The 12,829-nt window shown below is 41.3% G+C and carries 12 protein-coding genes and 2 pseudogenes; 6 read left to right on the forward strand and 8 right to left on the reverse strand.

Translation table 11 applies throughout. The features are described 5' to 3' along the window. Positions 1-146 (forward strand): annotated as a pseudogene (locus tag FD50_RS12615) (IS30 family transposase); the annotation flags it as partial. A gap of 1,084 nt (positions 147-1,230) precedes the next feature. Further along, the gene (locus tag FD50_RS00090) at positions 1,231-1,848 is read left to right on the forward strand and encodes a recombinase family protein (protein ID WP_056959388.1); all 618 of its coding nucleotides are present in this window, start codon (positions 1,231-1,233) and stop codon (positions 1,846-1,848) included. Between the two features lie 435 nt (positions 1,849-2,283). Here the strand turns inward: FD50_RS00090 and FD50_RS00095 are convergent, their stop codons facing one another. Further along, positions 2,284-3,657 (reverse strand): MFS transporter, encoded by a 1,374-nt coding sequence (locus FD50_RS00095; protein WP_056959390.1) that lies wholly within the window; start codon positions 3,655-3,657, stop codon positions 2,284-2,286. 39 nt (positions 3,658-3,696) lie between these two features. After that, positions 3,697-5,226, reverse strand: coding sequence for a multicopper oxidase family protein (locus tag FD50_RS00100; protein WP_056959392.1), 1,530 nt, complete (start codon positions 5,224-5,226; stop codon positions 3,697-3,699). Between the two features lie 246 nt (positions 5,227-5,472). Here FD50_RS00100 and FD50_RS00105 point away from each other — a divergent pair, with 246 nt between their 5' ends. Next, on the forward strand, positions 5,473-5,664 hold the full coding sequence (locus FD50_RS00105; RefSeq protein ID WP_054757470.1) for a hypothetical protein: 192 nt from the start codon (positions 5,473-5,475) through the stop codon (positions 5,662-5,664). Between the two features lie 287 nt (positions 5,665-5,951). Here FD50_RS00105 and FD50_RS00110 read toward each other — a convergent pair. The 6 genes and pseudogenes from FD50_RS00110 to FD50_RS00135 all read right to left on the reverse strand — a co-directional run bounded on the left by FD50_RS00110 (position 5,952) and on the right by FD50_RS00135 (position 10,670). Next, positions 5,952-7,359: pseudogene (locus FD50_RS00110) on the reverse strand (IS5 family transposase). A gap of 121 nt (positions 7,360-7,480) precedes the next feature. Beyond that, complete coding sequence (locus FD50_RS00115; RefSeq protein WP_054757468.1) at positions 7,481-7,702, reverse strand: hypothetical protein; 222 nt, start codon at positions 7,700-7,702, stop codon at positions 7,481-7,483. Between the two features lie 294 nt (positions 7,703-7,996). Then, entirely contained in the window at positions 7,997-8,860 is an 864-nt protein-coding gene (locus FD50_RS00120) for an HNH endonuclease (protein ID WP_056959394.1), read from the reverse strand. Between the two features lie 39 nt (positions 8,861-8,899). Then, positions 8,900-9,490: a type 1 glutamine amidotransferase family protein gene (locus FD50_RS00125; RefSeq protein ID WP_056959396.1), complete on the reverse strand. Its 591-nt coding sequence runs from the start codon at positions 9,488-9,490 to the stop codon at positions 8,900-8,902. 67 nt (positions 9,491-9,557) lie between these two features. After that, entirely contained in the window at positions 9,558-10,244 is a 687-nt protein-coding gene (locus FD50_RS00130; protein ID WP_054757461.1) for a class I SAM-dependent methyltransferase, read from the reverse strand. Between the two features lie 63 nt (positions 10,245-10,307). Beyond that, a complete protein-coding gene (locus FD50_RS00135; protein ID WP_054757459.1) occupies positions 10,308-10,670 on the reverse strand; it encodes a hypothetical protein in 363 nt (120 codons plus the stop codon). A 69-nt stretch (positions 10,671-10,739) separates the two neighbouring features. Here FD50_RS00135 and FD50_RS00140 point away from each other — a divergent pair, with 69 nt between their 5' ends. The 3 genes from FD50_RS00140 to FD50_RS00150 form a co-directional block, all read left to right on the forward strand. Beyond that, the gene (locus tag FD50_RS00140) at positions 10,740-11,051 is read left to right on the forward strand and encodes an ArsR/SmtB family transcription factor (RefSeq protein ID WP_054757457.1); all 312 of its coding nucleotides are present in this window, start codon (positions 10,740-10,742) and stop codon (positions 11,049-11,051) included. Positions 11,052-11,209: 158 nt separating this feature from the next. Continuing rightward, entirely contained in the window at positions 11,210-11,314 is a 105-nt protein-coding gene (locus FD50_RS00145; RefSeq protein WP_016378676.1) for a putative holin-like toxin, read from the forward strand. Positions 11,315-11,546: 232 nt separating this feature from the next. Further along, on the forward strand, positions 11,547-12,829 hold a 1,283-nt coding region (locus tag FD50_RS00150; protein WP_056959398.1), incomplete at its 3' end, for a Y-family DNA polymerase.

Here is a 12,829-nt window from a genome sequence, read left to right on the forward strand (position 1 = left end):
TACGTTGGTTTTTCCCGAAAAAGACTAACTTTGACCAGATAACGACTGATGAAATCCTGGCAGCACTTGAGCTTATTAATCAACGACCATTAAAAATCCATCATCAACAGACTGCCATTGAAAGTTTCCGGGCTTGTTCGGATTAAACTTGTAATTTGCCTAGTTCTCAAAACTAGATACAGAATAACTAGTTTGATTACTAAGTCAGCAGATAAGGTAAATGTTACACTCAAGGAGCTAAGCCTCCTAGCTGCACTTAAGGCGGGTCAAGCCTTAGTAACAACCTTTCTCAGTGTATCAGAAACTAGACAGGAATAATAGTGTATGATAGTATTGTAATAGGTAAATGTGAAGTCAAGGAGCTTGGCTTTCGGGGTCTAGTCAACCCATTCAGCGAGTCCTTCAGGTTAAACTGAGGGGCTTTTTTAGTGCGCAAAAAAAAGAGCCTACCCTGCTAAGGATAGACTCAAATTTTCAATAAAAAGTGTATTAGGGACTGCCAAATATATTTTTATGGTATCACCTAACTTTATTTTTTTCATCATTACTAGAGCTAAGCTTATTTTTTAGAAAAAACTCTGTGTCATGTTTTTTTAAATATAAATAATACACTGGTAGCAACAATGTGGCTCCAATAAAAATTATAAGCAACGCTATACTTATATAAAAAGGGACTTCCAAAAAGAATGTGCCTAATAAAATGAATGTTGGAATCATGTTTAAGCCGATTATTTTTTGCAGGGACTTCGCAGGCTGATAGTTAGCAGCTGTAATAAAGTTAATGCTTTTTGAATCAGAGATACGATGTTCATTTTTGAACTGGTTTAGCGCTTGCTTGAAAATTAACATATTTTTTCTTAAGCTTTTTCGCATTTTAAACATTTGAAGTAAAAGTATAAAAAATAGAACAGCACATATAATCATGAAGCTCAAAATAGAAAAAAAAAAGTTGACTTAGGGACAATGTAAACACCTCGTTTATTATTTTAAATCAGTATAGCAAATAAGTTTAGTTTTTGGAATGTAATTCGTGTGCTATATTATAATAATAACATTTGAACTTTTTAAGTGTACCCTAAATGGACAATAAACGTTATACTAAGAATATAGGAAAAAACTGAGATTCTATCGGGCACGGTAAGCGATTCTTGAATCTGTTAAAAATATCTAATTTGAGTGTCTAATCTGTTACCGATAATGTAGGGTCAAATTCCGAGAGGAGAAGTCGTGATGAAAATTGGGTATGCCCGAGTTAGTTCAACTGATCAGAATTTAGCACGTCAAATCAAAGCACTTAAAAAAGCTGAGTGTGAAAAAATATTCGAAGAAAAGCAATCGGGAAAATCAACCGAAAATCGACCAGAATTACAAGCAGCCATTGCTTATGTTCGGCAAGGCGATACGCTGGTCATTGCGTCCTTGGATCGTTTGAGTCGTAACTATGATGATGCCAGTGATATTATCAAGCAGATCAGGGACAAACAAGTTAAGATGGAAGTCTTAGATGCGCCATTTCTTTCTATGCGCACCGGCGATTCAGATATGGATAAATTTATGTTTGACCTGTTAACCAAACTGCTAGCTTATATGGCCCAAACAGAACGGAAGAAAATTCGTGAGCGCCAGCGCCAAGGAATTGAAATCGCCAAAGCCAATGGGAAATATCGAGGGACGCGGCCCGCTTACGCCGCAGACGCACCTAACCCACAAAAGCGGTTTATCTACCGCCGTATCGTTGATCAATTAAGAAACAAAGCAACCGGTGCCCCAATTAGCTATCGTGCAATTGCAGCTGAAACCGGTGTAGCAGTGCAGACAGTAATTAATATTAAAAATCGGTTGGTATAGCTGTTAAATAAGCGTTATCTGAGCACACGTTCGTTATTTTTAACGGACGATTATTTGAGTGAGATTTGAGGGATTGTTTGATCTGCTTAAGAATTTCATATCACGAGTAGGACTTCAGTTTAGAGATACTAATGCGATTAATATTTAGGTTACTTATTTTGCGTTCAATTAACCTAAAAAGTGAGTTAACAAAGCTTTTCGCTAATAGCTTACGGCTACTAATTTAGTTGCTCACATTAATAAATGGCTTATAAGCATACATTATGATATTCTGCCATTTTCAGCTATAGATTATAAAAAAGGAGGCCACAATTATTAAGTTGTGTCACTTATCTCTATACTTTAAACTTTAGGATGTTTGACATAGAGTCCCAAAATGACCGTCTACTTTTTGGTAGGCGGTCATTTTGGTAGATGCGAAGCACGAATTTGCTACTACGCCACTTTCTTCACGAATTCTTTTGGTAACGTCAATGCCAGCAGAAAGCCAATCAGGCCCACACCAGCAAACACAGCGAAGGTAACAGCAAAACCGCCAGCATGACTTCGCAGCGTGTTTTGCATGCCCTCCAACAACACTGTGGCGAACATGACACCGGCAGAACCGAATAACTGACGAGCCGTCGTTGTGACCGCAGTGCCGTCTGCCACAAGCTCATTCGGCAAGGCATTCGCGCCAGCCGTAACTGAAGGCATCATCACAAAGGCATTGCCGGCTTCAGTCGCCATCGCCAACATAATTGCCCCAATCAGTGGTAAATGATGGGCAAAGACTGCTAACAGACCAAAGCCGCCAGTAATCAACAACATGCCAATCATGGCCACGACACGCGGTCCAAAGCGATCCAGTAGGCGCCCGCTAATTGGATTCAAAATACTCAGCAACACCGCAGCTGGCACTAAGGACAAGCCAGAAATCAACGGTGACAAACCAAGTAGCGTTTGAAAGTAAAGCGGCATCAGGATAGTGGTGACAATCAAACCGACGTATGAAATTCCGGTCAGAAACACCGCTTTAGTAAACATACCAGTGGCAAAAACTCGCATTTGCAACATTGGTGGTTGGCGATTCAATTGCCGAACAACGAAAATACCAGCTGCCAGAACGCCTAAAATCAACAAACCAACCACGCCAACAGTTAAGCCTTTTTTCGACAAAGCACCCAAGGCATAAAGTAGAATTGGAAAACTTGCGGATAAAAGGAATGAGACCCAGTCCAGTTGCGTCGGTTGCAATGGCATGACAGACGCAATGGTCACCGTTGAAACGGCCAGCACAAGCAGCGAAACGACCAAGAAGAACAAAAATAAAGCCTGCCAAGGGAACCATGTCAGTAAAACACCGGAAATAATCGGACCGACTGCCAAGGCTGAGCCCATGACCAATCCCGCCGTGCCCATCACCCGACCACGCTCACTATGCGGCGTAATCGTCAGCAACACGGTCTGGAAACTCGGGAAAATAATCCCGACCGCAATCGCTTCAAGCAACCGGCCAATCATGAGCACGGTAAAACTCGGTGCCCAGATACATAAGCCTGTCCCAATGGCAAAAATGAGTTCAATCGCTTGGAAAAGCCGTTGGAAAGGAACATTATGCAACAGCCATGGACTAACCAGAATCATCAAGGTCATCACCAACATAAAGCCGGTTGTCAGCCAAGCAACTGTATCCGCTCCTAAACCAAAAGCTTTCATAAAAGCAGGATAAGCGGTGCTTAAAGAAGACTGCGAAATTGACATCGAAAAGGTACCTGCCAGTAACGTGGCGACAAAAGCCCCGCGATGTTTGATCGTTGGAGAGTGCATATTAAAATCATCTTTTTCTATATTAGTATTGTGGGACGTTTACATTTTCATTCCCATTTTTTCATAAGACTGCATACCGCCCATCCAAATCTCAGATGGTTTGACGCCACGTTCTTTAGCCAAGGCCATCATTAACGTATCCATATCCATCAATTTATATTCTTGCTTTGGCTTGGCTGGATCGAAAGTTTCAATCTGTGCCATCATGCCGCCATCTTCGTGCTCAATGATATGACAGTGATACATATAAACCCCTGGCAGATCAAAGCGAACCAGCAGCCGAACTGTTTCCCCAGGATTCACGCCAACGGTGTCTTTGAAACCATGTTCATTTGGATACGGCGCATGCCCATTCCGAGACAAGACTAAGAATTGGGTTCCATGCACATGGAATGGATGAACCATTCCAGGCGCATCATTGCTATTGGTAACATCCCAGTACTGGGCTTTGCCAATTGGCTGCGTGGCATCAATCCGCTGCATGGCGAACTTTTTACCGTCAATCGCAACACCTTCGTCCATCCCCTGCATCACAACATGGCGAACTGGCAAAGCCGTATCAACCACAGGCGCCTTCACGTCGAACAACTTATCAGGCAAAGTTGTCTGATCCGGTTTGAACGCATGAATGCGGAACTTTAGCAATGGCACATCATCCGTATATAAGGTGACCTCGTCGCCTTCATGGTATTGGCCAAAATCAACAATCACTTCGGCACGCTCAGCACAAGTCAGCATCAAATGGGTAAATTTGACCGGCTCCGGTAACAGCGAGCCATCCCCGCCAATTTGCGTAAATGGCAGGTCATCGGAAAAATGCAACCGCCATTCACGGCGATTAGCACCATCCAGAAAACGCAACCGGACCTTTTGCGTGGTGACATCAAAATAGGGATTGATTGTACCGTTAATCATTGCGGTTGGCCCAGCAACACCGTCAGGATCATAATCAGCCCGGTAGTCCCACTGGTTGTTCTCGTGAAAACGCCGGTCTTGCAAAATGACCGGAATATCGTCAACGCCATAATTCCTTGGCAATGGCAGGCTGTCTTCATGGTCGTCTTTGACAATCACCATGGCAGCCAAACCATGCCAAACCTGCTCGGCTGTGGATGGGCACGGATGCGCGTGCAGCCACAAAGTCGTCGCCGGTTGGTCCAATGTGAAGTCGATATGCTTACTTTCACCCGGATAAACCGGCGCATGGCATCCGCCATCAACATAAGGGCCACTGACATTAGCCCCATGCCAATGAAAAGTGGTCAACTCAGGCAGGGTGTTTTTCAGTGTCACATGTGTATGTTGACCACGGCGATACACAATCGTCTGACCTAACAGACTGGCATTATAGCCCCACGTCTTGGTCTTCGCCCCTGGCAACAGTTGTGTTTCCCCAGCCTCTGTTGTCACCGTGTAATAAACGTCGGTCGCTGTCTCTTTATCTGGTTTCAACAACGGCGGCACATTTAAGTGCTTTTCAGGCGCATCACTGACCTCAAGCGGCACGTACCCACCATCGTGGAGATCAAACGCTGGTTCATCAAAGAAATAGTCCGTATAGGTTTTCATTGTGATTTCTCCCTTCAAATGCGTTATCAGCCGCACAAACCTGTACATAAGAACCACAATCGCAATGGCCAAAGTGCGGTCCACCGCACTTGTTCCCGCTTATGCTATGGTTTCTAACAGCGGCTGATAACGCTCTGAATCAAATTCTAACACTTTTTAGGGTTGCCATAAAAAAATTTAGAATTAATCTAAAGCAGTAGCGAAAAATGGTATAGGTCTTATCCAATACACTTGAGGAGGATTTTCATGCAACAAATGTCGAAAACAATGGGCTGGCTCATGCTGGCGTTAAATGTGGTGCTGCTGATTCTAATTGGTACTATGCACAATATGGCAGCAATGTGGTTAATGGGTCTGATTATGACTTTGGACGCTGTGACAGGGTTAGTTGCCGCTTATCGGCCCCAGTCAAGTCAGCAGCACACCAACCAGCACTAGTTTATCTAGACTGCATAATTAAAATTACCACCCAGAAAACTTAAAAAAGACCTGTCCCTGCACTATGCCCTGTCAAGTTGACAGGGCATAGTGCAATGTGTTGCGTTGTTTGCTTTTTAATTTTTTAAATACCACCAAGTACCTAACCCACAAGTAAGCGCAATAATCGGGCCTCCAATCGCTTGCCCATAGTGAAGTTGATTTAGGAATTGATTGATTCAGAAAACCAGGAACCTAAGTAGCAAATCAATCACAATAAAAATACACAATAATTAGTGGCTGGTGAATTAGCCCTCATTTTCAACTGAATCGACGATAACTTGATAATCAATCTTCACCGCAGTCTTATTCTTTTTGGCGGTCACTGAAATTGGTCCACCTAAGACTGCGAGTAAATTCTCTAGGTTTGCCATGACCACACCAGTGTCTACGGCGACCGCAATCGTCTCGGCAGTCTTCTCTTTGACAAGATCCAGTCCGAGATTCCCCTTTACAAACGAGAATCAGCGTTCAATTTCGCCGCGCCTCTGCATCTTGATCTTGCCGGCGCTGCGCTGGATCCACATGCTTGGGCTTACGTCCAAGCCGCGGTCCACTCACGCGGATACCAAGGTTGGCACACATCCCAATGTTTTCGCGGGTTCGATACAGCGTGTCCAACAGCACCTCGTCTGGATATTCGCCATGCACATCGTAATAGTGATCAAGCGTTGAGCCAAGGTCACCGCTTTCGTTGAAGGCATTGAACGAGAACCGTTCAATATCAATGACACCATCCATGATCGAAACATCGATCTTCGGTCCAAATTCAACCGGCGACTTTGATTTACCACGCATGATCGGACGAATTTCCGGCTGACTCAAGCTGACGATCCGGTTTTCAACACGATGTGTGTGGTTGCGATACATGTAATCTTGTTGGTCAAACACCAAACGAATGACCCCAAGCCGCTTGGCCCGCGCCGCAGTCAAGGTCGCCCCTTGGTCGATCATCCCATCCACGTACCGCAAGTCGCGACGAATGTATTGGAGCTGGGCTTTGATTTGCTTTTGCGTCAACTTTCCCCAACGCCGAGGCTTACGAGAAAAGACCGTCCACTTTGCGTGAGCTTCACGTTTGTAAGTCCGAGGCGGGGAGACTTGAAGCTGTTTAGCCATGACTTTAATGTCATCTTCTAGATTCGTTCTCACCTGGTTAAGCAGATGCGTATCTTGAGGAAACTTGATGTTTACTGGTGTGCACGTGGCGTCGGTGATCATCACCGACTTGGTTGGTAAGTGGCGTTGAAGTCGCTCGCGAACTGCATCGGTGATAATATTGCGGATCAATTCAGAAATCGGCGCGATCCGTCGACGGAAGTATGCTAGTGCCGTGTGATCGAACGGGACTTTGAGTTGGTATTGCGGAATGCCAATGAAGTATTGATAAGCTGGGGTGTCACGTATGGCTTCGACAATGTCTCGATCAGACAAACCAGTCCGTTGCTTGATCAGCTGGGACCCATATAACAGCCTGAACGGTTTACCAGCACGGCCAAGTTTCGACGGAAAGGCTAATTGGTATGCCTCAGTCAGTTTCTGCCAAGGCATTTGATCCGCAAGTTGAACCCATTCGTTGTCTGCACTAAGTGGTGTGCTCAAAGCGGTGCCAAAGGACTCAATTGAGAGTTGCGTGACTGTTTGACGATAAACCATGGATAACGCCTCCGATAGGGTTGTGATAACTGCATGGGAAATCACGGATATGCCGGAAAACCTATGCACTTATTATACAGCGATAACGGATTAACGGACTGTTACAAATAACTTGGACAAATTATTCACCAGCCACTAAATAGACCTGAGCGATTCGCTTAAGATCAAGCAACATTAAAAACACCGCCTTTAAAAGTGCATCAAGGATATAACTGTTGACGCGATTATAGACGATGACGGGCTTCTCATTGCTAAGTTTGATCTGTAATGCTTTGGTCACCTCCGACTGCCTCGACTTAGGCTGATCCATTTGAAAATGAACAACATCAGGTTTGTCTTCCATACAAATACCTCACCAAACTTGAATTGATGAGGTAAGTGTAGCGCGCTAAATTGTTGGTGAAAATCCGTCATTTGGTTGGGTGCTTACGCTGCGACAATTTTTTGATACAATCAAATAAAAGCATAAAAGTCATTTTTAGCACTTTGTTTTGGACAGTTCTAAGGAAAGTCAGACTTTCTACTACAATTACCAAATCAAAAACGGCCAATAGGGTATACCTTAATGGACATTTGAAGAAGATGTATAAAAGTATTTTTTAATGTGACACCAATTAAGCGCACAATACAGTTAACATCATTTACTTATCAATATTATTTTTCTTTTCCCCAATATGTTGGGATAAGCGTCACTATGATTTGAAACTAAGACGGAATATGAAAATTCACCATTGAATAGAAAGATAGAGATAAACAGTCTATTATTAGAATCAATTACAGGAATGATTTCATGGATATTTTGATTACTTCTTTTTAAACTATTCTTAAATGGAGTACATATTTGGCTTGGAACGTCTATCACATAGTTAGAATAGTCTATTGTATTGCCAGACTTAAATTGATTAAGAATGTCTTTTAAAAAGTTTCCAAGGGAATCTTGCTTATAAGGATCACCGTAATATATATTCATATACTCAAAAGCAATTTTCAGAAACTCTAACTTTAAGTTTGATATATTGTAATTGTAACAAAATTTGATTTTCGGCCGATTTTCTTTAACTTCCGTACTTTTAATTTTTGCCAACATTTTATCTATAAATTTCTGTGGAACGTGCTTCCTCTTCAGCTTTTTTTTAATTATCTGAGTTGCTTCTTTTTTAGAATTTGCCATAACTGAGAAGCTATTGTCTTTTTCAATTACTTTAGGGATATATCTAGGGCCTGAACTTTTGTCTAATATTATGGTGTTACCATTTGAGTCTTCTCCACGCTTTAACACTTGTGGAATATTCCCTTTGTACCCTTTTAGCTTTAACGTTTCCCTTTTCATTTCAATTGGAAGGCTATTTACAAATTTGTCATCAATTGTTGCGCCAAGAGCACTATTACAGTCTTTACAAACTCTATTCGTAGTAAAACTATTATTGCCAATAGCTTCAGGAATAACATGTTCTAAGCTGGATTCCTTTTTTTGCCCACAAAATATACACGTAATTTCCAAGGTTAATCCTCCCTAAACAAGATAAGTGATATAGGCTAATCAATAGAATGGATTACCATACTTTTTGCAGTATTGGTAAAATCCGGACTTATACAAGTAAATATCTTTATCTATTTGCTCGGTGTTTTTGAACTTTATCATTTTTAAGACTTGCTGTGTAAATTCTAGTGCTGCAGTACCATTAGCAGTAACCAAGTTATGATCGCGTACCGTTTGTTCCTCATAAAAATCTGACTTGTTTTGGTACTGGTCAAAATCTTTCCACAAATATTGCGCATTTCCAGTATGTTTGAAATCAGTAAGTAATCCGTTTTTAGCGAGATAATCTACGGCACCACAGATTGCACCTACAAACCGATTATCCGTTAATCGGTCTTGAATCAACTGTTTTAGTACATTATTTTTGATCTGCCATGAATTTCCACCAATTAATATCAATAGCTCACAATCAACCGGTATTTGCTCCAAATGATAATTCACTGTGGTCTTAAAACCACCAATTGAAACTACCTCTTGCTTGATTGAAGCAGTTTTGACTTCCCAGTGGGGGTCTCGATTTAAGATACTTGAAAGATAACCACCTTCCCAATCAGCATATTCATCTAACATCACAAAAATTGCTTGTTTCATAAGGATATCCTCTCTCTGTATTCTCTTTCCTCGTGTGACGGATACTGTTTTTATTTGATCGCAGTTATTACAAAAGTTGGCACCATAGGGTACCCCACCAACCGTTGTAACCAGCATTCATAATATTAACGTTTTGATATTCCAAGTCTTTAAGAATACGCACATATTTACTAGTCTCGTATCCTATATCCATGATTACCAACTGGCCTTTTTGTTTTTGAACTCTTGCTATGTTTACAAGCGCCTCTTTTCGCTTCTCAAATGGTTTAATATTATGCAGTACCAAACTAGATATAATTAGATCAAATTCATTATCGTTGAATGGCATGTCTAAAATGTCAGCAGTTTTTAGCTTTGCCTTGTTAGCCAAATTACTACTGTCTATGATTTTTTGAGTAGCTTCAATTGAATTACTTCCCTGATCCTTATTACTCCAGATATCAATTCCTATGATTTCATTTATGCTTGCCGCTTGTTTATTAAATTGCAGCATAAAGGCGCCGTGACCACAGCCAGCGTCTAATATCTTACTGTCCTTTTTTAAATGAATATTGTTAACAATAGATTGCATTATCTTATATTTGCCAACTATTGAGGTATGCATATATTTAAGGGCAAATAAAACTAGCACTAAGACCATAGTTGCTGAAACGGTATTAAAACCACTTATTAACATGATAATTCCAATAATTACAGCTGGGCCAAAGAAAAAAGCCAATCCTATTGGCGCGTCCATCTCTCTAATACTTTTCATTAAAAAGCTCCTATACTAATGTGTTTATTCTTTAAATCATACCCTAATGGCCTTTACTGATTTCTATTTTTCAAGTTTAACTTTCAAGAAACTTATTTTGTTTTGTTGGTCAAATTCGTAAATGTCAAAACCATGAAATGCAAATATTTTCCCACTACGTTTACGTCCAGCAACGGCCCACTCGGCTTGATATTTATCATCATTGATGACTACACGAAAAAGATGCCTTAATTCTCGATTATCTTTAAAAAAGTTTTCAAAAAATTCTTCAACTTTAGTCGGGTTATCAGCAATAAAACCATTAGCGCCCTTGATTACAGCCCTTTTTGAAAAAAATTGAATTATTTCATGCAATGCTTGTTCATCATTAGAAGCCAAGTCAGATAACTTAAAGTATTGTTCAATTATTTGTGATTTTGAATCCATATACTTACCTTCTTTCAACTGTTTAGTATATACTAAACAGATGTAAAGTAAACAAAGGAGCGGCTATGTATGAAAGAAAACTTACCTAGTATTAATCTTAATAAGGTTACCCTTACGCAAATACTAAAAGCTTTAAGTGATCCTATTCGTTTAGAAATTGTCACTAAGTTGTTTAAAGAAAACAAGGAATGTTCATGTGCTATTTTTAATGATCTAGGGAAAAAGAGCAATCTATCTCAACATTACCGAAACTTACGTTTAAATGGCTTAATCTCCGTTAGGCGTTCTGGTATTCATAGTTATCTTACGTTACGACAAGCAGAACTAGATCACAGATTTCCAAATCTTTTAAAAGGTATTATTGATAATTGGCACCATTAATTTTGAAAATAGCTTTTTGAGTGCTTGGTTATATAGTAAATTCTCGGTATAATTAGAGCTTGTAGAGAAGTTAAGGCGGTGGCTATTTCCGATCGGAGGTGGTGCTTATGGTGTTAAACCCTTAAAGCCCATAAATCCTAACGAAAGGAGTAGCCTAAGTGTCCGTTGCGGACGCTTTACAATTGATGCTGGCTTTCGGTACCTTTATCGTGGCCTTAATCGCATTAATTGTTGAGCTGATCAAAAGTCAGCAAAAAAAATAACCGCCTTAGCTCTGGCAAGCTAGCGGTTATTTAAACTGTATAAATTTGTCACCGTCTTAAACGGCTCTACATGGGAAGTCCTGATATCAGCGGGGCTTCCTTTTTCTTACCCATATTATAGCATGACTATGACTGACTTTCGACAATTTTAAATCAGATTTATGGCACTTTAAGGGAACACATGTTTGCTTTTGTGCTAAAATATGGGTAAAAGCTAATGGAAGTGATCAACTTGTTTACTGATGATGAACCGCATGGCGTGTTCTTTCTAATCGACAACAAAAGCTTTTATGCTAGTTGTGAAGCTGTTGCCCGGGGACTGAACCCCTTAAAAGTGCCCTTAGTTGTCCTTAGTGAGGCTAAAAACACTAATGGTGGCCTAATTTTGGCTACTTCACCTGAAGCCAAGCAATTATTTCATATCAAAGCTAATGTCTCACGTAAACGTGATTTACCTAATGATCCGCGTCTGTGGGTTGTCCCACCACGCATGAACCTCTATATCGAACGTAACTTGCAAATTAACCAAATCTTTCACCAGTTTACGACGGAAAAAGAAGTTTGGCCGTATTCAATTGACGAAAGTATTTTGGATATGACCCATTCATGGCGGCTTTTTGGGCAGTCTGTCCGTGAAGTAGCAAGGTTGATTCAAACTACGGTGCGGCAAAAATTAGGCTTATACACCACCGTTGGCATTGGTGATAACCCGACCCAAGCTAAGCTTGCCCTTGATGTGTATGCTAAGCATACCGCTGACTTTATTGGTGAAATTCATTATGAGACTGTCCCTCAAAAAATCTGGACGATCAATGACTTAACTGCTGTCTGGGGGATCGGTGAACGGACAGCTAAACGGCTAAACCGCCTAGCTATTCACAACATGTACGAGTTAGCCCATGCCAACCCTTATTTGTTGAAACAAGCAATGGGGATTATTGGCACCCAATTGTTCGCCACGGCCTGGGGAATTGATCGCGCACAGGTTACGGAACCCGCTAAAGTCAAATCAGCAAGTCTAGGTAATTCACAAGTATTGCCACGGGACTATCTTAACCAAGCAGAAATTGAAACGGTCATTAAAGAAATTGGCGAACAAGTGGCTGCTCGGCTACGACACCACCATAAAATGGCGGGGTGTCTGTTGCTAAGCATTGGCTTTTCTTACGCTGCGGCCGCAGCCGATGGTCGCGGTGGGTTTCATCAGGCTCTAAAAATTGAGCCAACCAATGATAACCAAGTTTTAACGCGACAACTATTATGGTTGTTCCGTAAAAACTGGGACGGTCAAGCTGTCCGAAATATTGGGGTGTATAGCAGCAAATTAAGTGCCAACACCGGCCAACAGCTTAGCTTATTTGAGCCGGCAAGTACCCAGATTAAGGCTAGTCGGTTAAACCAAGTGATTGATGAAATTCATCGCCGCTTTGGCTTCACGAAGTTAGTTTATGCCACCAGCTTGTTAAGGGGCGGTACGGCTATTGAGCGTGCTTCACTCGTCGGTGGTCATAATGG

The organism is Liquorilactobacillus satsumensis DSM 16230 = JCM 12392 (assembly GCF_001435195.1).
Lineage (GTDB): Bacteria > Bacillota > Bacilli > Lactobacillales > Lactobacillaceae > Liquorilactobacillus > Liquorilactobacillus satsumensis.

Bases quoted from the DNA above. Each gene is read 5' to 3' on its own strand.
- FD50_RS00090 (WP_056959388.1), top strand. From the start codon at position 1,231: ATGAAAATTGGGTATGCCCGAGTTAGTTCAACTGATCAGAATTTAGCA.
- FD50_RS00095 (WP_056959390.1), bottom strand. From the start codon at position 3,657: ATGCACTCTCCAACGATCAAACATCGCGGGGCTTTTGTCGCCACGTTA.
- FD50_RS00100 (WP_056959392.1), bottom strand. From the start codon at position 5,226: ATGAAAACCTATACGGACTATTTCTTTGATGAACCAGCGTTTGATCTC.
- FD50_RS00105 (WP_054757470.1), top strand. From the start codon at position 5,473: ATGCAACAAATGTCGAAAACAATGGGCTGGCTCATGCTGGCGTTAAAT.
- FD50_RS00115 (WP_054757468.1), bottom strand. From the start codon at position 7,702: ATGGAAGACAAACCTGATGTTGTTCATTTTCAAATGGATCAGCCTAAG.
- FD50_RS00125 (WP_056959396.1), bottom strand. From the start codon at position 9,490: ATGAAACAAGCAATTTTTGTGATGTTAGATGAATATGCTGATTGGGAA.
- FD50_RS00130 (WP_054757461.1), bottom strand. From the start codon at position 10,244: ATGAAAAGTATTAGAGAGATGGACGCGCCAATAGGATTGGCTTTTTTC.
- FD50_RS00135 (WP_054757459.1), bottom strand. From the start codon at position 10,670: ATGGATTCAAAATCACAAATAATTGAACAATACTTTAAGTTATCTGAC.
- FD50_RS00140 (WP_054757457.1), top strand. From the start codon at position 10,740: ATGAAAGAAAACTTACCTAGTATTAATCTTAATAAGGTTACCCTTACG.